The organism is Streptomyces sp. NPDC008079 (assembly GCF_042957385.1).
Taxonomy (GTDB): Bacteria; Actinomycetota; Actinomycetes; order Streptomycetales; family Streptomycetaceae; genus Actinacidiphila.
In genome coordinates, this window is record NZ_JBIBIC010000009.1 from 242,618 (window position 1) to 262,243 (window position 19,626).

The 19,626-nt window shown below is 71.0% G+C and carries 11 protein-coding genes; 4 read left to right on the forward strand and 7 right to left on the reverse strand.

The features are described 5' to 3' along the window. Positions 1–74: 74 nt before the first annotated feature. Positions 75–467 (forward strand): MarR family transcriptional regulator, encoded by a 393-nt coding sequence (locus ACFZAM_RS20970; protein ID WP_391048073.1) that lies wholly within the window; start codon positions 75–77, stop codon positions 465–467. Between the two features lie 167 nt (positions 468–634). Continuing rightward, entirely contained in the window at positions 635–1,537 is a 903-nt protein-coding gene (gene htpX / locus ACFZAM_RS20975) for a zinc metalloprotease HtpX (protein WP_391048225.1), read from the forward strand. 177 nt (positions 1,538–1,714) lie between these two features. Here htpX and ACFZAM_RS20980 read toward each other — a convergent pair whose 3' ends face one another. From ACFZAM_RS20980 to ACFZAM_RS21005, 6 genes are all read right to left on the reverse strand, one after another. Then, positions 1,715–7,435, reverse strand: coding sequence for a family 78 glycoside hydrolase catalytic domain (locus ACFZAM_RS20980; protein WP_391048075.1), 5,721 nt, complete (start codon positions 7,433–7,435; stop codon positions 1,715–1,717). Between the two features lie 351 nt (positions 7,436–7,786). Continuing rightward, positions 7,787–9,154 carry a sulfatase-like hydrolase/transferase gene (locus tag ACFZAM_RS20985; protein ID WP_391048078.1) on the reverse strand — a complete coding sequence of 456 codons (1,368 nt, stop codon included), beginning with the start codon at positions 9,152–9,154 and terminating at the stop codon, positions 7,787–7,789. Beyond that, a complete protein-coding gene (locus ACFZAM_RS20990) occupies positions 9,151–10,641 on the reverse strand; it encodes a sulfatase-like hydrolase/transferase (protein ID WP_391048081.1) in 1,491 nt (496 codons plus the stop codon). Before ACFZAM_RS20990 ends, ACFZAM_RS20985 begins: the two co-directional genes overlap by 4 nt. After that, positions 10,638–11,525: a carbohydrate ABC transporter permease gene (locus tag ACFZAM_RS20995; RefSeq protein ID WP_355335253.1), complete on the reverse strand. Its 888-nt coding sequence runs from the start codon at positions 11,523–11,525 to the stop codon at positions 10,638–10,640. The genes ACFZAM_RS20990 and ACFZAM_RS20995 overlap by 4 nt, the downstream gene beginning before the upstream one ends. A gap of 14 nt (positions 11,526–11,539) precedes the next feature. Continuing rightward, positions 11,540–12,547, reverse strand: a complete 1,008-nt coding sequence (locus tag ACFZAM_RS21000; protein WP_391048084.1) for an ABC transporter permease subunit — start codon at positions 12,545–12,547, stop codon at positions 11,540–11,542. Beyond that, positions 12,544–13,860: an extracellular solute-binding protein gene (locus tag ACFZAM_RS21005; RefSeq protein ID WP_391048086.1), complete on the reverse strand. Its 1,317-nt coding sequence runs from the start codon at positions 13,858–13,860 to the stop codon at positions 12,544–12,546. Before ACFZAM_RS21005 ends, ACFZAM_RS21000 begins: the two co-directional genes overlap by 4 nt. Positions 13,861–14,106: 246 nt before the next feature. Here ACFZAM_RS21005 and ACFZAM_RS21010 point away from each other — a divergent pair, with 246 nt between their 5' ends. Together ACFZAM_RS21010 and ACFZAM_RS21015 are read left to right on the forward strand one after the other, a co-directional pair. Further along, on the forward strand, positions 14,107–15,282 hold the full coding sequence (locus tag ACFZAM_RS21010) for a substrate-binding domain-containing protein (RefSeq protein WP_355335259.1): 1,176 nt from the start codon (positions 14,107–14,109) through the stop codon (positions 15,280–15,282). Between the two features lie 21 nt (positions 15,283–15,303). Further along, the gene (locus tag ACFZAM_RS21015; RefSeq protein ID WP_391048088.1) at positions 15,304–16,293 is read left to right on the forward strand and encodes a Gfo/Idh/MocA family oxidoreductase; all 990 of its coding nucleotides are present in this window, start codon (positions 15,304–15,306) and stop codon (positions 16,291–16,293) included. Positions 16,294–16,379: 86 nt separating this feature from the next. Here the strand turns inward: ACFZAM_RS21015 and ACFZAM_RS21020 are convergent, their stop codons facing one another. Beyond that, a complete protein-coding gene (locus ACFZAM_RS21020) occupies positions 16,380–19,598 on the reverse strand; it encodes a chondroitinase family polysaccharide lyase (protein WP_391048091.1) in 3,219 nt (1,072 codons plus the stop codon). Between the last annotated feature and the right edge of the window lie 28 nt (positions 19,599–19,626).

Sequence of the window (19,626 nt, forward strand, 5' to 3'; positions counted from 1 at the left end):
CAGAGGCGTCAAGCAAAACGTGAATCTGTGTTCATGCTTTGCAGATCGTGAATCGGAGATCCTACGATGGGGCGATGGACGATTCTGAGCCGCGCCCCGCCACCGGATGGACGTTCCTGACCAATCACGCACGTGTCCTGGCCGTCATCGCCCGCGACCCCGGGAGCCGGGTGCGGGACATAGCGGCGCGCTGCCTGCTCACCGAGCGCGCCGTACAGAAGATCATCGCCGACCTGGAGAGCGAGGGGTATCTCACGCACACCCGGGTCGGACGCTCCAACCTCTACGAGATCCCGGCCGGTACGGTGTTGCGCCACCCCGCCGACATGGGCCCGACCGTCGCGGACCTGCTGTCGATCCTCACCGTCCACCGGAACGGTTCCGAGCCCGAGCCCGCAGCCAAGCCCGAGCCCGCAGCCGGGTCCGAGTCCGCAGCCGGGTCCGGGTCCGGGTCCGGAGCGCGCTGACCTGCGCCGACGGGCACCCCTCGGGGCCGGGGCCCGGCTGTCCGGCACCGTCTCGCGGGCGACCTCGCGGAGCATACTGGGAGGTAGTGGACCACGGCGGCCGACCGCCGCACACGGCGGGTCGGCGGGCCGGGTCCGGCTCGCTTGAGATGAGGTGGTGAGCGGTGGTGCGCTCCCGGTTCGCGCCCGACTGGCGGCTCACGGTCCGCATGGTGACGGTGATGTTCCTGCTGGGCCTGGTGTTCGTGGCCTTCATCGCCGTGCTGGTCGCGCTGCTGAAGTCCGTGGTGGTCGTGGTGGTCATCGCGGCCGGCGTGCTGGCGGCGCAGTACTGGTTCTCCGACCGGATCGCGCTGTTCGCGATGCGGGCCCATGAGGTCACCCCGCAGCAGCAGCCCGAACTGCACGGCGCGGTCGACCGGCTGTGCGCCCTGGCCGACATGCCGAAGCCGCTGGTGGCCGTCTCCGAGATGGACCTGCCGAACGCCTTCGCCACCGGCCGCAACGCCGACCACGCCGTGATCTGCGTGACGACCGGCCTGCTGCGGCGCCTGGAACCGGGCGAGCTGGACGGCGTGCTCGCCCACGAGCTGTCCCACGTCGCCCACCGGGACGTCGCGGTGATCACCATCGCCTCCTTCCTGGGCGTGCTCGCGGGGCTGCTGGTGCGCTTCGTCTTCTACTCGGAACTGTTCGGCCGGGGCCGCCGCGACCAGAACACCGCGGCGCTGCTCGCGATGATCATGGCGGTGTCCGTGGTCGTGTACGGGCTGAGCTTCCTGCTGATCCGGGCGCTGTCCCGGTACCGCGAGCTGGCGGCCGACCGCAGCGCGGCCGAACTGACCGGACGCCCCTCCGAACTGGCGTCCGCGCTGGTCAAGGTGAGCGGCACCATCGCCCGTATCCCCACCGAGGACCTGCGCACCGTCCGGGCCTTCAACGCCTTCTTCTTCACCCCGGCCCTGAAGGAGGGCTCGGCCCTCGCCTCGGTCTTCTCCACCCACCCCAGCCTGGAACGCCGCCTGGACGCCTTGGCGAAGCTCTCCACCGAGATGGGCCTGCGCGCCTGAGCGGTCGGCGCCGCCCGTCGAGGTCGTCGCGATGAGCGGGCGCCCGGACGCCTGGCCTGGGGTCGGACCGGCGCACAAGAGTGCCCCGCGCCGACGGCCGGTGCCAGAGCAGAGGTGGCGGGCCGTGGGCGCGGGGCGGTCTTCATGGGGGTTGGTCGGCCGGTGGCCGACGGCGGGTCAGCGCACGCGGATGTGCGTCTGGGTGGAGGAGCCCTCGATCGACGAGCTGCCGACGTAGACCACCTTCAGGGTGCGCAGGCCCCGGGTGCTCATCTTCAGCGAAGCCGAGGCGGTGCCTCGGGCCGTGAGTTTGAGGGTCTTGACCCGGCGCCCGTTCTCGTAGACCACTACGTTCCCGCCGGGCGTGCCCGCCGTGGACGAGACCGTGACCTTGAGCGTCACCGACTGGTTCTTCTTCAGCGATGTCGCGGAGAGCCCGACGGCGACCCGTGACTTCGCCGCGGTGACCTTGGCAGTCTGCGGCGAGGTCGACGACGCGGATGCCTTGCCCGACTTGGACGCGGTCACCGTCACCGACAGCCGGTGCCCGATGTCGGCCTTGACCGGCCGGTAGGCCGACGCGGCCGCGCCGCCGATCAGCCGGCCGTCGCGCCGCCACTGGTAGCGGAAGGACAGGCCCGTGGTGTTCCACGAACCGGTGGTCGCGGTCAGCGCCGAACCGTACTTCGGCGTCCCGCCGATCTGGGGCGCGACCAGGGCCTTGATGGTGTCCACGTCCGCCAGGTCGACCACCACCGAGTGCACCGGCTCAGGGTTGCCGGCCACATCGGTGGAGAAGAAGTCGACCGTGTGCCGGCCGAATCCCTTGACCGAGGGGGTCTCCCCGGCCAGCACCTTCCAGGCGCTCCCGTCGATCCGGTAGGTCGTCGACGCGACGCCGCTGAGCGCGTCCTGGGCGGTGAGGCCGACCGTGGCCCGGTCCGCCTCCGCCGTCCCGGACTTGCGGGTCACCGCGACCTTGGTGACGGGAGCGGTCCCGTCGATCCACACCGACGCCGTCCGCTGACCGGTGGAGTTGCCGGCCGCGTCCTTCGCCCGGTAGGAGACCGCGTGCTTGCCGTCCCCGCTGACCAGGACGGGAGCGACGTACGCCTGCCAGCCGGCGAACCCGCCGACCTCGACCATGGGAGCGGCGTCCCGGTTGTCGACGGCGGTGACGGCCACCGAGGCGTCGTCCCGGTACCAGCCGTTGTCGCCGGGCGCGGCGGCACTGGTCACCGTCGCGGAGGCCAGTGGAGCCAGGCTGTCGGCGGGCACCGGCAGCACCCAGCTGTCGGCGATCGACGGGTCGAAGTAGCCCGAGGCGTCGAGCGGGAACTCGTACTTGATGCGTACGGTGCCGTCGTTGGCGAGCGCGGCGGGGGTGTCGATGACCGTCTGGTAGGTCTTCGTGCCCATACCGGTCTCGGTGCGCTTGAGCGTGTACGTCTTCACCAGGGTGTCGTTGACGTAGATGTTGTACTTCTTCGTCCTGGCGCCGTCGAACGTCTCCCGGTTGCGGAGCATGAACGGCTTGCCCGGCGTCACGTGCGCCACGGCCGAGTACCACGAGCCCGGGTTGGCCGAGTTCGCGTAACGTCGGTCGAAACCGGCTTCGGTGTTCGTCCCGCTGGCCGGTGCGGCCATGATCGCGTGGGCCTTCTCCGAGGCCGCGTTGCCGAAGTCGATGTAGTCGAGGACTTCCTGGGTCGGCGGCGCCGGGAGGTTGACCGTGATCTTCGCGGCCTTGTCGGCGAGCGTCACACCCTGGTCGACGAAGTGGACCTCGGCGGCCTGGTCACCCGCGACGGTCTCCAGTCCGGGGAACAGCGGCAGGACGACGGTCTTGGTCGCCCCGGGCTCGATCGTGACCCGGTCGGAGGCGGGCGGGGTCTTCCACCCGTCCGGCACGGCCGCCGTGAGCTGGCCCGACACCGCCGAACCGCCGTTGTTCCTGACCGTCGCGGTCAGGGTCGCCTTCTCGTCCGAGCCGTCGACCGGACCGGCCGACGTCACGGTGGTGATCTCGACGCCCGACGTCACCGAGACCCACGGCGTCGAGTCGTTCAGGGTGAAGGTGCCGTACTGGCTGGTGAAGGTCAGCTTGACCGACGCGTTGTACGTGCCGGGCTTCTGGTGCTTCGGCACGCGGACCGTGAACGGCAGTTGGACGCGGTCGCCCGCTCCCAGCGTGTCCTTGGCCGAAGCGGTCGGGTCGACATTCCAGTCGTCGACCGTCACGACGGCCTTCAGGTCGCGGATCGCGGCCGTACCGGCGTTCGCGATCTCGACCGTTCCGGGGATGTTCGCGCCGGGGCCGCCGGGCTCGGCGACGGGCGGGACGACCACCGAGATTCCGAGATTCGCGGCGACCGCCTTGCCGAACAGCGCCTCGATCGCGTCCAGGCGCGCCGTCAGGTCGTTCTTGACCGGTCCGTCGACCGACGAGCCGGCCAGCCAGGTCCTGAGGGTACGGATCGGCGCGACGCCCTCGCTCAGACGCTGCGACGCCTGACCGGAGTCGCCCGCGACGTCCGCCGCGACGGCGTCCTCGACCTTGCCGCTCGCGGTGTCGAGCGCGGCGCCGACACGGGCGCGGTCGTCCGCGCCGAGGTCGCCCGCCGCCGCCAGGTCACCGGCGTGCCCGTCGGTCTTGTGGATCTCGGTGACGATGTCGCCGAACAGGGCGCGCTTGGCGTCGGAGTGGATCGCGTACGTACCCGAGCCGACGGTGAACGTGACGACGCCGTCGGCCACCGAGACGTCGCTGACGCCCTCGGCCTTCGTGATCGGCGTGCCGCCCTCGGTCACGGCCTCGATGTTGCGGGCCGGGACGCTGACGCGCGAGGTCGTGTTGACCGGGACCGTGATGTCCAGGGACATTCCCTGGTCGGTCTTCTTCCAGCTCGACCCGATCGTGCCGTACACGGACTCGTAGGTGCCCTGACCGCTGGTCAGGTCGCCGCCCACGGCCGGGGCGATCCTCGACTCCTTGTAACCGGCCTTGAGCGCCGAGATGCCGCCGATGTTCTGGTACATCCAGTCACCGACCGCGCCGTAGGCGTAGTGGTTGAAGGAGTTCATGCTGACATCGCCGAAGCTGCCGTCGGGGTTGATGGAGTTCCAGCGCTCCCACATCGTGGTGGCGCCGTGCTCGATCTCGTAGCCCCACGACGGGTAGTCCTTCTTCAGGATCATCGTGTAGGCCAGGTCGGAGCGCCCGATGCTGGTGAGCGCGGGGAGCAGCCACGGCGTTCCGAGGAAGCCGGTCGTGAGGTGGTAGTCGGTGGTCTTGAGCTTGGCGACGAACTTCTCGGCGACCTTCGCGCGCAGCGCGGGATCGGTCACGAGGTTCATGCCGAGCGCCATGGCGTACGCCGTCTGGCTGCCGCCCTGGACGGTGCCGTCGGCCGCCACGAGCTTCGCGGTGAACGCGGCGCGCACATCGGCGGACAGCTTGGCGTAGGTCGCCGCGTCGGCGTCCTCACCGATCGCCTTGGCCATCTCCGAGAGCATGCGCGCGTCTTCGGCGTAGTACGCGGTGCCGAGGACGTCCGTGCCGGTGTTGTCGTCGAGGTTGAGCCAGTCGTTCCAGTTGCCGCGCGCCGAGTCGATGAGGTCGTCGCCCGCGCCCTTCTTCACAAAGCCCAGGAACTTCGCCATCGAGGCGTAGTTGGCCCGCACGATGGCGGTGTCGCCCTGCGCGTGCCACACCGCGTACGGCACCGTGACGGCCGAGTCGGACCAGCCGAGGCCGCTGCCGAGGTCGATCGTCGGCACCGACGGCGCGATGCCCGGGTAGTTGCCGTCGCTGTAGGCGGAGTCCCGCAGGTCGGTCGTCCACTTGTTGAGGAAGGCGCGGGTGTCGCGCAGATAACTCGCGGTCGGCGCGAAGACGTTGATGTCTCCGGTCCAGCCCAGGCGCTCGTCACGGGCCGGGGTGTCGGTCGGGATCGACAGGAAGTTGCCGCGCTGTCCCCACGAGATGTTGCTCTGGAGCTGGTTGAGCATCGCGTTGGAGGTCGTCAGCGTTCCGGTCGCCTTGAGGTCGGAACCCCAGACGACGCCGGTGACGTCGCCGAGCGCGGGTGCGCTCTTGATGTGGGAGATCTCGAGGTAGCGGTAGCCGTGCTGGGTGAACTTCGGTTCATAGACGACCGTGCCGGTCGCGCTGAACGTGTAGTAGTCGGTGACCTTCGCCGCGCGGAGATTGGCGGTGTAGAGGCTCCCGTCCTTGTTCAGGACCTCGCCGTAGCGGATCTTGACGGTCTGTCCCGCGACACCCTGGAGGCGCATCCGGGCGACGCCGACCATGTTCTGGCCGAGGTCGTAGATGTACGTGTCGGCGGCGGGACTGGTCCGCGTCAGCGCCGGAAGTTCGCCGGTCACGCGCACGGGCTCATCGGGCTGGGCCACGAGCTTGGCGGTGTCGGAGGCGCCGATCGTGACGGGGTTCCACGCCGCGTCGTCGTAGTCGGGGCGGTCCCAGCCGGGTTGTTCGGCCCGCGCGTCGTACGTCTCGCCGTCGATGTTGTCGGCGGCCGCGTAGGGACCCGAGTGGCTCTTCCACGTGCTGTCGGTCTTGACGATCTGGTGCGTTCCGTCGGTGTAGTCGATGCGCACCTGCGCGATCAGGCCGACGGAGTTGCCGAACATGCCGGGGCCCCACATGCCGACCTTGCCGGCCCACCAGCCGTCACCGAGCTCCGCGCCGATCGCGTTCCGGCCGTTGCCGACCTGGTCGGTGATGTCATAGGTCTGGTACTGGACGCGCTTGCGGTAGTCGGTGTCGCCGGGGGCCAGGAACTGGTCGCCGACCTTCTTGCCGTTGAGCTCCAGCTCGTAGGTGCCGTGCGCCGAGGCGTACGCCCGGGCCCGCGCGACCGTCTTGCCGGGTTCGGTGGTGAACTCCTTGCGCAGCAGCGGCAGATTGCTGTCGCTGGTCCGCAGGATCACGTCGAGCTTCTTCTCCACGAGCAGCCCGTCCGGCGTCAGGGCGCCGCCGGTGAACGGGTTCTCGGTCCCGGAGAAGTCGGTCCGGAACAGTACGTCACCGGCCTTCGAGGTGACCTTGACGGCGTGGATGTGCGCGGCCTCCGGTCCCTCGTTGGCGAGGTCCTGGCGGAAACCGATGAAGCCCTTGGCGAAGGTGGTGTCGGTCCGGCTGTCGATCTGGGCGCCGTCGAGCTTCGTGGTGATCGTCGGGCCGTCCACGGTGAGCGACAGGCGGTGCGTGCCGGTGAGCAGTTGGGCGGACGTCAGCGTCGTGATCGGGATGTTCCCGAGCAGGGAGAAGCCGCCGTTGACCTTCTTGTGCGGCCGGAACTTCGGGACTCCGGTCCCGTCCGCGGTGCTGATCTGCCACATGTACGCGTTGCCGGTGTCCGACGCGCGCAGGTAGACGCCCAGCGCCAGGTTGTCGAGGGTGAAGTCGATGTCCGTGGTGTAGTCGTTCCACTTGTCGATCTCACCGCCGGCGGACTTGCCGATCCAGTCGCCGGTCCACTCGGCCGCGTCGAGGATGCCGGTCTCGAACCAGCCGGGAGCGCTCCAGTCGCTGGCCCGGCCGTCTCCGTCCCAGACCCTGGCCTGCCAGTAGTAGCGGGTCTGCGAGGTCAACTTCGGCCCGCCGTACCGCACATCGAGCTGGTCGCTCGACGCGACCTTCCCCGAGGACCACACGTCGTCGGCGGCAGCGCTGGTGCCGACCCGGACCTCGTACGCCGTCTGCACCACGCCACGGGCGCTCGACGTCGACTTCCAACTGAACGTCGGGGCGTCGCCCGCGATGCCGAGCGGGTTGGTCCGGGCATTCGTCTGAAGAGCGCCGACCGTGAGGCCGTTCCCCTGCGCCGCGGCGGCCGCCGGGTCGGCGGCCAGGAAGGCGACGGCAAGCATGACGAGCGCCGCGAGCAGAGCGATCAGGCGTCGCCCTCCGGACGCGGCGGGTGGAGCGGGAAGTCCGGCAACTGGTCTGGCAGGCGTCATGTCGACGGGCCTTTCGTGGCAAGTTCGTGGCAAGAGAAAGCCCTCGCGGCTCTCGCCACGAGGTGAAACGTTCCAAAAATGATGTGACGGCTGTCTCATGTCAAGAGTTTGGACAAGATCAGCACGCGCTTGACCGTGCCAAGGTGCGCGACCGCACCACCTGACACACGTTCATCGCCGATTGAAACGACACACAATTGAGCTGGACCAGCGGCGCGAGGCGTTTCCCGGAGGGCCGGCGGCGGATCGGGGCGCGAGGTCTCAGTAGGGAATCGCGAAGACGCGGTCGCGGGTCTGGCTCGCCACGCCGTCGGGGAGGACGAGGCGTTTGAGGAAGTCCGTGTCCCCGGTGTCCAGGCACCATTGGAGGAGCGTCGCGCGCAGCCGTTCGCGCAGGGCGTCGTGGCTCTCCTCCACCGCCAGGTTCCGGGTCTCGCCCGGATCGGCGCGCAGATCGTGGAGTTGTTCGCGCCAGCGGCCCCAGCTGTAGACCGTGTATTTGTGGCGTGCGGTGATCAGTGAGCGCCCGCGCGTCAGGGGCGGGTCCGGACGTTCGAAGAGCGTCTCGACCACGATGTGGTCGTGGCCGCAGGGTACTTCGGGGGCGGCCAGGAGGTTCCTGCCGCGCAGTCCGGGCGGGGCCGGGACGCCCGCGGCGGCGCACAGGGTGGGCAGCAGGTCCAGGCCGACGGAGACCAGCGCGTCGCTCACGCCGCCGCTGCCGCGACCGCCCGGCGGCCGGATGACGAGCGGGACCCTGACGGCTTCCTCGAAGAGCGCCGTCTTCTGGTTCCACGCGTGGGACGCGTCGCCGTCGCCGTGGTCGCTGGTGAACACCACCAGGGTGTCGTCGGCCGCGCCCGTGGAGTGCAGCGCGTCGAGCACGGTGCCCAGTGCCGCGTCGGCCCGTTCGACCAGGCGGGCGTAGGTGTGACGGTACCGCCGCCAGTCGTCGGGGGTGTAGCCGGCGGTCCCGTACACCGCGGCCTGGACGGCCTGTTCGTGCCGGACGGCCTCGGGTTCGTAGGGATGCCGGCCGAAGTTCGACGGGAGCGGCGGGGCTCGGCGTACCGGAACCGCGGGCACGTCCCCGTACGGCATGGGCTGGTCCCTGGCGTACTCGCAGACGGTGTGCGGATCGTCGAAGGAGGCGACCAGGGCGAAGGGCCGGTCGCCGGGCACGCGGGAGGTGAGCCAGCGCGCGCAGGCGTCGGCCAGACCGGCGTCGCCGAAGGGGCGCAGCACGGTGAAGCCGTCCTCGGGCGTCGCGCTCGCAGTCCGCGCGTGCCACTTGCCCGCGTAGAGGGTGTCGTAGCCGGCGGCCCTGAGCAGGTGGCCGAGGCTGTCGGGACGACGGCCCGGATCGCTGCCGGGGGCGGAGGATGCCGGGGCGTTGCCGTTGACGCCCAGTTCGTGCGGGTACCGCCCGGTCAGCAGGCTGCTGCGCGCCGGGACGCACAGTGGGAAGGTGGTGTAGGCACGGTCGAAACGGGTGCCCTGCGCTGCGAGGCGGTCCACGTGCGGTGTCGCGACATGCCCGGCGCCTGCGCAGCCGAGCATGTGGGCCGCGTGCTGGTCGGTCAACAGCACGAGGATGTTGGGGCGTTCGGCCCCGGCGGGGGCCTTCATCGCGCGGCGCCACGGGGCGCCTGGCCGTGGTCCTCCGCCTGCTTCCGCGCTCGCGCCGTCCACGCCGCCAGGGCCGACCGGCCCGGCCACGGATCGCCGGTGCGGTCCAGTTCGCCGGTCAGCGCCGCCGCGAGGGCGACCGCCTGGGCGGACCGGTCCGCGACGACGTCCGTGCGCTCGTAGGGGTCCGCCTCGAGGTCGAACAGCCGTACCGTGACCGTGCCTTCGGGTGCGTACGCGGCCACCAGCTTGTGCGTGCGGGTGCGCAGGCCGCGGATGTCGGGGTCGCCGGGCCCGGCCGCGGGTCCCAGATACAGCGCGGCCCCTGGCCGTACGGCGCCCCGGTCGCCGGGCGGTGCGAGCAGCGCCCCGGACAGGTCGCGCCCCTGCGTGCCCTCGACGATCGCGTCCGCCACGCCAAGCAGGCCCAGAACGGTGGGCGCGACATCGGGTGAACTCAGCAGCAGGTCGTCCCGGCCGGGCGGGACGTGGCCGGGCCGGGAGACCAGGAACGGCACGCGCATCGACTCCTCGTAGGGCACGTTCTTGTACATCAGACCGTGGCTGCCCAGTTGCATGCCGTGGTCCGAGGTGAACACCACGAATGTGTCGCCGGTCAGCCGGTGTTCGTCCAGGGCGGCGAGCACCCGGCCGATCTGGTGGTCCACGCCGGTGACCGCGGCGTAGTAGGAGGGCGCGGCGCGTGCGGCCTCGGCGGCCTCCGGACGGTCCCAGTCGACGTTCGGCCGGGGCAGCAGTTCCCGCGCTGACCGTGTCGAGTAGCCGTCCAGGTACGGCTGCGGCACCTGGTCGAAGGGCTGGTGCGGCGGGTTGTAGGACAGCACGAGGGCGAACGGCGTGCCGCCGCGGTGGTAGTCGCGTGCCGCGCCGTCGAGGAAGGACAGGGCGACATCGGTCTCGTGCTCGGCCGACCACTGGTCGACCCTGACCGGGGCCTCGCGGGGCGCGTCGCCGGTCCAGTAATGGGGCCGGGCGTGGTCGTCGCAGCAGCCGTGGGAGTACCAGAAGCCGAAGCCGTGCCTGCGGTCGGGCGCGGTGTACGCGTCCCAGACCCGGCCGTCCTCGCGGACGCCTTCCCCGGCCGCCGCGTCCGCCGGCACCGGGGCCTCCAGATGCCACTTGCCGATGTAGCCGAGCGCGTACCCCTCGTCGGCGAGGACGTCCGACCAGCACCGTGTTTCCGGCCGCAGCCCCACGCCGAGTTCGGCGGTCGCGGAGTTGACGTTGAGGTGGACGCCGTTGCCGTACGGGTAGCGTCCGGTCATCAGCATCGCCCGACAGGGGCTGCACACCGGGTAGTTGCTCACCGCCTGCGTCAGCACCCTGGATTTTTCGGCCAGTTCGTCGAGGGCCGGGGTGCGGACCGGGTCCTCGCCCAGGAAGCCGAGGCAGCCGGCCCGCCACTGGTCGGCGATCACCAGGACGAGATTGGGGCGCCGTACGGAACCGTCCTCCCCCGGTGTCATTTGCCCATCCCCAGGGTGAGACCTTCGGTGAGCCGCCGTCCCAGCCAGATGTAGACGACCAGCATGGGCAGGACGACGATGCACAGCCCGGCGAACAGGCCGCCCCAGTCGGCGCCGCTGTACGTCTGCTGCTGCACGAAGGAGATCAGCGCGATCGGCAGCGTGTAGTTGTCGGTGGACTGGAGCAGGGTCAGGGCGAGCAGCGTCTCGTTCCAGTGCGCGATGACCTGGAGAACGAACGCGGTGACGATGCCGCCGCGGGCGACGGGCAGCATGATCCGCCAGAAGGTGGCGGCCGGGGAGACCCCGTCCAGGGCCGCGGCCTCCTCCAACTCCTTCGGCAGCGAACGGAAGAAGCCGGTCAGCAGGAAGACGGTGAAGGGCAGCGAGACGCCGATGTAGACCAGATTGAGGCCGAGCAGGCTGTCGGTGAGGTAGACGCGGTTGAGCATGACGAACAGCGGGATGAGGATCACCTGCACCGGCACACCGAGGCCGAGCACGAAGAACAGCGTGAGTCCGCGGCTCAGTCGGGTGTCCTGCCGGGACAGGTAGTACCCGGCGGGCGCGGCGACGGCGACGGTCAGCACCGAGGAGATCCCGGTGACCACCACCGAGTTGAACGCCGCCCGCCCGAATCCGCTGACCGTCCAGGCGTGCACGAAATTGTGCGCGGACAGCGAGTGCGGCAGACCCCACGGCGAGGAGAGGATGGACCGGGTGTCGCGGAACGACTGGAGCACCAGCCAGACCAGTCCGGCGACGTTGGCGGCGACGAACAGCCAGGTCACCGCCACGCCCGCGGTGCGCAGCGGGCTGCGTCCGCCGAGCGGTGTCCGGCCGCGCGGCCCGGCCGGCCGTCTGACCTGCAAGAGGGAACTCATGAGGTACGCGCCTTTCAGAACTCGACGGCTTCCCTGCGCATCAGGCGCCGCAACAGCACGACGAGCACGGTGACCAGCAGGAGGGAGAGGATCGCCGACGCCGTGGCCGCCCCGTAGGAGGGCACCGAGTCGCCGGAGAAGGCGGTGGCGTAGGTGTAGACGGCGGAGGTCCAGGTCTTGGTGGGCGGGATGCCGTTGCCGCTGCTGCCGCCGAAGATCCAGACGATCTCGAAGATCTTCACCGAGGAGATCGTCCACAGGACCGCGCAGACTCCGAAGACGTCCCAGGTCAGCGGGAGGACGACGTAGCGGAGCCGCTCGAGGGCGCCGGCGCCGGCCAGCGCGCAGTCCTCGTAGTAACTGACCGGGATGCGGTCGACACCGGCCATCAGGATGGTGGTGAAGTAACCGGTCGTCATCCAGGTCATCGTGACCATGATGAGCGGGAACATGTTGTCCTGGGACAGCCACTGCGGCGGGGAGTGGATGCCGAGGTGGGCGAGCAGGGAGTTGGCCAGACCGTCGGGGTTGAAGATGAATCCGACCAGGACTCCGTAGACCAGGGCGTTGACCAGGTGCGGGAAGAAGATGATCGACCGGACGACCTTGCGGCCCGCCATGTCCCGCAGGATCAGGGTCAGGGCGAAGCTGATCGCGAAGACCGCGATGCCGACGAGGAAGAGCAGCTTGAGGGTGTTGCCGAGCGACTCCACGAACAGGTCGTCGTGGAGGAGCCGGGTGTAGTTGCGCAGTCCCGCCCAGGTCATGGGCCCGGAGCCGGCCCAGTTGTGCAGGCTGATCCAGACCGCGCCGCCGATCGGCGCCACGAAGACCACGGTGTAGAGCAGCAGGGCCGGGCCGACGAACGGCACGAAGAGCCGCCGTCGCTGCCGGGCGAGCGTTCCGCCCGCCGCGGTGCCGCCCGGACGCGCCCGCTCGGGCCGCACCGGTCCTGGCTCCTGGCCGGTCGCGGAGTCGGCGGCCGGGCCGGTGTCGGGACCGGCCGGTGCGGTCCTGATCACTGCGGCTGGTCCTTCCAGTACGTGGCCTGGGCCCCCTGCATCTGGTGCACGAACTCCTCGGCGGAGATCTTGCCGAAGAAGAGTTCGTCGTCCTTGGCCCAGAACAGCTTCTCGTTGTAGCCGGGGAAGGCCACGCCGTCGTTCTGCTGGTGGAAGGAGTCCGCCTGGTCCAGTGCCTTCTTCACGTCGGCCATCTCGGGCGAGGTGGCCGCGTCCGCGCGGACCGGGATGACCTTGGCCTGCCGGCCCATCGCGTCCTGGTACTTCTTGCCGAGCAGGAAGGCGGCGAACCGCTGCGCGTCCTTGGCGTCGTCGGCCTTCTTCGGTACGGCGAAGCCCACGAAGTCGGCGCGCATGCTGGAGTGACCGGCGGCGGTGACCGGGAAGGGGAAGGCCGCGTACGTGAAGCCCTTGGCCGCGTAGGTGGCGGACTCGGTGGGCAGCCACGAGCCGTTGAACATCAGCTCGGCCTTGCCGTTCGCCCACTTCTGCTGCTCGGCGGGCCACTTGCTCGCCTTGTATCCGTCGATCAGGTAGCCGCCGCGGACGAGTTGCTCGACCTTCTTGGCGGCGTCCAGCACGGCCGGGTCGAGCCACGCCTTGCCGGTCCGGTCGGAGGCGACCTTCTTGAGGCCGCCGGGTCCGAGGTTGCGGACGATCAGGGTGGACAGGAACGCGGCGTTGTAGCCGGTCACGTCGCCGTCCGCGGCGAGCGGGGTCCGGCCGTCCTTCTTGATCCGGTCGAGCAGGGCGATGAACTCGTCCCAGGTACGGGGCGGGTCGCGTCTCAGCTCGGGGTGGGCCGCGGCGTCGTACCAGACGGCGTCGGAGGTGATGCTGTACGGCACCATCCAGGGCCGGCCCGCCGCGTCGTCGATGTCGATGGTCTTGAGGTACTTGGCCGGGATCAGCTTGCCCGCGGTGGAGCCGTCGACCTCTGTGTCGAAGGCCGAGGTCAGGCCGAGCGACTGCTGGGTGGCCACCAGCGCGGGGACGAGTTTCACATAGGGACCGTCGACCAGGTCGGGCACATTGTTGGTGTTCAGGGCGGGCACCAGCTTCTGCAGGTTGTTCCGCCCCTGCCACTGGACCTTGACCTTGATGCCGGTCTGCTTCTCGAAGTCGGTGACGGCCAGGGCGAGCACCTTCTGCTGCGGCTCGCCCTCCTTCCACATCGACCAGTAGGTGAACTGCCGGGACGAGCCCGACGAGGAGGTGGCGCCCGAGCACGCCGTCGCGGCGCACAGGAGGACGCCCACGGCGCCCAGCGCGACCGGGAGCTGCCAGCGATGACCTGAGATATGCGTGCCCATACTTCCCGCCTCTGGATGAGGGCAGTGGATGACTGCTCTGTGCGGCCCACTGTCACGAGCGCGGAAGAGAGCATTCAAGACGTATTGCGTCCCGAATCCGCTTGGTAGTCGGCGGATGCTCCGCCGTCACCGGAGAAGTCCGCGGGTCCGTCATGAAGCCGTCCCTGATTAGTCCTTTATTGCTCTCCTGCCGGGCGCGACAATCGGAGCGGACCACGCTCGGCGACACTCCAGCAGAGGGACGACATGGCCGATTCATCCCGTTCCGGTGGCAGCCGCCGCAGGACCGGCTCGGTGCGGGACACCGCCGCGCGCAACCTCAAGTTCCAGTCGCTCGCGGCGGAACTGCGCCGCGGCATCCTGGCCGGCGACTGGCCCACCGGCGCGAAGCTGCCGACCGAGAGCGGGCTGTCCCAGGAGACCGGCCTGTCGCTGACCACGGTGCGGCGCGCCTTCGACCTGCTGGTCGAAGAGGGTCTGGTGGTACGGCGGCAGGGCTCGGGCAGCTTCGTGGCGAGTCCCCGGCAGCAGGCGCCGCGCACCCGGCGGACCGTGGGCGTCCTCGTCCCCGACACCAAGCTGTACTACCCCCGGGTGCTCCAGGGCATCGAGGAGGCGCTGTCCGCGGCCGGTGTCGGCCTGCAACTCGCCACGTACCACTACGACCGCGCCGAGGAGGACCGCGACCTGGACTTCCTGCTGGAGTCCGGCGTCGACGGGCTGCTGCTGGTGCCCACCTTGACCGGGATCGAGGACCCCGGGGTCCGGGCCGGTGAGCTGATGTCGCTGCCGGTGCCCGCGGTCCTGCTGGAGCGCCGCCTCATCGACGCGGGTCCCGGTGACCGTACCGAGCACGTCTGCTCCGACCATCTGGGCGGCGCGTACGACGCGGTGCTGCACCTGCACCGGCTGGGGCACGAGCGGATCGCGCTGATCACCCGCAGCCGCAATCCGACCGGGGTCGCCGTCGCGCTGGGTTTCCGGCGGGCGATGGACGACCTCGGGCTGTCGGGGAGCTTCCGCCACGAAGCCGAGAAGGCGCAGTGGACCGCCGCGCTGGCGGACCGGATGATCGCCGACCTGATGGAGTCCAGGACGACCGCGGCCCTGGTCTTCGGCGACCGGGAGGCGATTTTGCTGGAGGCCGCCGCCCGACGTCACGGCACGCAGATCCCGGGGCAGTTGGCCCTGGTCTCGTACGACGACGAGACCGCGGACATAGCGGAGGTGCCGCTCACCGCGGTCTCCCCGCCGAAGTACCGGGTCGGCCGGATGGCGGCCGAGGTGCTGCTGCGCCGGCTCTCCGAGGGCGACGCCTGTCCCCTGCACCAAGTGCTGCTCCGCCCGCGGATCGTCGTGCGCGCCTCCTGCGGGGCCGCCGCGCTCCGCGCGGAGCCGCGACCGCTCCCCGAGATGTCCTGAATCCCACCGACAAGGAGTTCCATGCGTATCGGACTGATCGGCGCGGGCGCGGTCGCGGACCTGCACGCCCTGGCCGCGGACCGGATCGCGGACACCCGCCTGACGGCGGTCTGTGACCTGGAGGAATCGGCGGCCCGCCGGGTCGCCGCCCCGCACGGGGCCGCGACCTTCACCGACTACCGCGACCTGCTCGCCTGCCGCTCGGTCGACGCGGTCATCGTCAACACCCCGCACGCGCTCCACAGCCGGATGGTCCTGGACGCCGCCGCGCACGGCCTGCATGTGCTGGTGGAGAAGCCGATGGCCACCACCCTCGCCGACTGCGACGCGATGGCCGCGGCCTGCGCGCAGGCCGGGGTCACCCTGGCCGTCGGGCACATCCAGCACTTCCTGCCCGACAAGTGCGCCGCCGAGCGGGCGATCGCCGACGGTGTGCTGGGCGCGCCGCTGGCCGTGCACGACTACCGCAGCACGGACTACCGGCCCGGCACCCGCTCCCCCTGGTTCTTCTCCCGTGAACTGGCGGGCGGCGGCGCGCTGATGAACATCGGCGCCCACTGCCTGGACCGGTCGGTCTGGCTGGGCGGCGCGCCCGCGGTCTCGCTGACCGCCGCCGTCACCGAGCGGTTCGGCGCGCCCGTCGAGACCGACGGCACCGTCGCGCTGCGGCTCGCCAACGGCGGGCTGGCCGGTGTCTCGGTGATCTCCGACCCGCCCCACAAGGTCGACGAGCTGACCGTGGTGTGCGAACGCGGTTCGGTGGTCGCCGACCCGCGGGCGGGAACGTTTCTGCGCATCGACGGCCGCACCCGGCAGATCCACACCCCGAGTGGTACGGACATCCCGGACGCCTTCCGGGAGCAGCTCGCCGACTTCGTCGCGGCCGTCGGCGGCGCCGCCCCCCGGGTCACCCCGGAACACGGCCGCCACATCGTGGAACTCGTCCTGGCGTCGTACGCCTCGGCCGCGACCGGAGAGCCGGTCGGGGTGGGCGCCGCGCAGAGCGTCTGACGCCGACGCCCGGAAGGGCCGGTGCCCGGGAGGAAACCCCCGGCACCGGCCCTTTCCGTCGCCCGCTCATCCGCCACCCGGCGCCTTCACGCGGACCGCAACCGGATCTGTACCCCCAGGCCGAGGTGGCACCGGACGTCCACCGAGGTCAGGCCGCCGTGCACGGCAGTGCGGACCTCGGCGTGGGGCTCGGCGGTCCGCCAGGCGCCACGCAGGACCAGCCGCAGCCGGTGGGTGCCGCCCCGGCTGTCCCGCCAGGGCCTGGAGAACGGGCTGAGCACACCGACGAACGCGCCGTTCCGGTCGTACTGGTCCCGGTCCCGGCCCTCGTACAGGCGCAGGTCCGGATCGGTGACGGACAGCACGAGGCCGCCCGAGTCCGGGCGCGCGAGCAGCAGCGAGGGCGTGTCCACCGCCGCGATCGGGCCGCCCGCCGCCAGGGTGCGCTGCGGCTCGAAGACGGCGTACGCGGTGATCCCGGTGGCCCGGTCGTGCACGACGTGCGCGCCGTCGTCATGGCGCAGCACCGAGTACGGCGCGATCGTCGGGTCGGCCATCCGCGCCGCGAAGTCCCTCATGTCCTCCGGTGTGGCGTCCACGATCAGGGCGTACGCGTAACGGCCGCCGCGCGGCGCGCTCCCGTGGTCGAGCCACGCGGTGGCGAAGTCGGCGGCACCGGGTGTGCCCGTGCTCTGGTCGGGAGCGGTCTGGGAGGCGCGAGTCAGCGCGAGCCGCTGGCCCGGCGGTATCCAGTAGCCGTTGCCGACCGGGTCGATCAGCCACGTCGGGTCGGACGGCGTGCGGTCGACGGCGTAGGGGAAGTCGGCGACCGCGCCCAGGGCGCTGTGGATCACCGGTTCCGAGGGCTCGGCCAGGTGGCACTGGAAGAGCGTGGTCCGCGTCGGGTGGACGGAGTCGTCGTTGCGGATGCCGGAGCCGAGGGCGATGACCCGCTCGTCGAAGAGGAACACCGATTTGCGTGCCCGGTGCGAGGGGTTGAAGACGGGGTGTTCGCGCAGGTCGATCGCGAAGACGGCGTGCCGGTCGTCGATGGTGCCCGCGCCGCCGAACCGCGACTCGGTGAGCGGCATCTGCTCGATCGCGCCCGCCAGGTTGGACCGCAGCTCTTCGTAGGGCAGGCGGATGGCCGTGGTGCCCGGCCACTGGTTCCAGTCCCAGCCGGGCTGCCGGAATCCGCTGGCCAGGTTGTCGACCGGGTCGCCGCGGCCGAGGACCTGGATCTGGCCGTAGGTGGTGTACCGCCCGTAGAGGTTGTCGGTGGCGTAGATCTCGGTACTCCACAGGTAGCGGTTGTGGCCGCGGACCGCGACCAGCCAGTTGTCGCGTCGGTGGAGGGCCAGCGCGCTGTGGTTCATCGCCCAACTGCCCGTCGGCGCGGCTTCCGCCGTGACGCCCGCGGCGGCCAACCGCTGGGCCAGCGCCTTCTGCACGGAACTCGGCTTGGCGGGCAGCAGGCGCAGGAACGCCGCGCCCACCTCGGGGTCCAGCTCCCGCGAGCCGTCCGGGGACCCGGCGGTGGTGAGCGACTGGTAGGGCGGCAGGGCGAGCGCGGTCAGACCGGTGGGGTGGCGGGCGGCCAGCGACAGCGGCCAGTCGGAGGCGTTGGCGTAGACGCGCATCCGCAGCAACGCGTCCTTGTAGCGGCCGTGTGCCGCCTCCCCCACCCGGAAGGCGGTGCCGCTGAGGATGTCGACGGTCGGGGCCGACCCCTTGTAGCCGTCGCGGGCGTAGTCCGGGTACATGCCCAGGTGGTGGAAGACGGAGCCGTCGGCCTTGAAGCCGTCCATGATGCCGGGCGAGACGGTCAGGGCGGCGTCCAGCCAGCGCCGCAGCGCGTGCAGGTGCGCCACTTGCCCGGCCGGGGTCGGCATGAGCAGGGCGGTGCCGAGCATGCCCTGGAGGTTGGTGTTGAGGATGTCGAAGATGCCGCCGTAGGACTCGGCGTCGCCGAAGTCCTGGAGCAGTCGGCCGAGTCCGGTGAACCAGGCCAGGTCCTCCCGGACACCGTCCAGCAGCCCCCGCTCGGCCAGGGCGTCACGGATCAGGTGGACGGAGTCGTAGAAACCGCGGAACTGGTAGCCGAGGTGGTGGATCGTGCCCTGGCAGCTCCCCGCCGCCCAGCCCTGTTCGCGGAGGTGGTCCAGGATCCGTGCGTACAGATCGGTGAGCCGGGTCCGGTGCGCGTCGTGCGACGCGGCGTCGTACGCGCAGGCGATCTGGTACATCAGGTCGGTGACCTGGCGCAGCGGGCTGCCGGCGACGAACGCGTTGAGCGCGGCGGCGATCCGCGGCGGGTAGATCTCCGTCTGGTAGGAGTCGACGGCCCGGCCCGGCACCCGCTCACCGGGGTACGGCACACCGAGGCCGTCGGTCGCGGCGGCCAGCGCCGCGACCGCCGCGTCGTCCACCGTGAGGGACTTGCGCAGGACCGCGTGATAGCGCCGGGTCACCTCGGCGAGCGAGGCGCTCTCCCTCGCTGTGGGCTCGGGTTCCGGCAGCGGGTGCGCGGCGAGCCGGTCGGCGTACGAGAGCAGGGCCAGCCAATGGGCGTTGGCGGCCCGGTCGCCCTCGCGGTTGACGAACGGCACCTGCCGGTCACGGGTGGGGTGGTCGGGGCGCAGCTCGGTGTTGACGATGAGCTGGTCGAGGTGGAGGGTGCCCGCGCCGGAGCGCCGGGGCGCGACGAACCGCAGGGTGTCCATGCCCGCGCGCGGCTTTCCCGACAGGTCGTACCCGTAGCGGATCCACACGGTCCGCCAGCCGGTGAAGCCGAGGTGGATCTCGCACCACGCGTCGGCGCGCCGGCCGCGCCCGAACTCCACCCGGAGCACGTCGTCGAGGGCCCGGTCGTTGTGGATCCACACGGCGAAGGTGTCGACCGTCCCCATGGTCGCCTGGTCGTCGCCGTCGCGATACGCGTCGGGTGCGTAGCGCAGCGGGGTACGGATCTCCAGTTCGGCGCCCGGCCGGTAGTCCCAGCGCAGGGAGTGCGGGCCGATCCGGGCGGTGGCGGCGCTGATGCTCACCCGCGAGCCGGGCCCGGTGCGCAGGTGCTCGGGTATCCGGGTCTCGAAGAGGAACACCGGCGGGTCGAGGGAGAGTGCCTGGTCCTCGACGCTCGGCGCGTCCGCGGCCTGCCCCGGGGGGCCGGCCGCGGCGCCGTTCGCCGCCGGGCTGTCGGCCGCCGCCGGTGCGGCCGCGACGGGCAGCGCGGCGGCGGCCGATCCGAGTGCGGCGCCGATCAGCGCCTTGCGTCGCGTGAATCCTTGGGCCTGCTCTGGCATGGTCTGTCCTCCGGTACTCCCTCGCCGG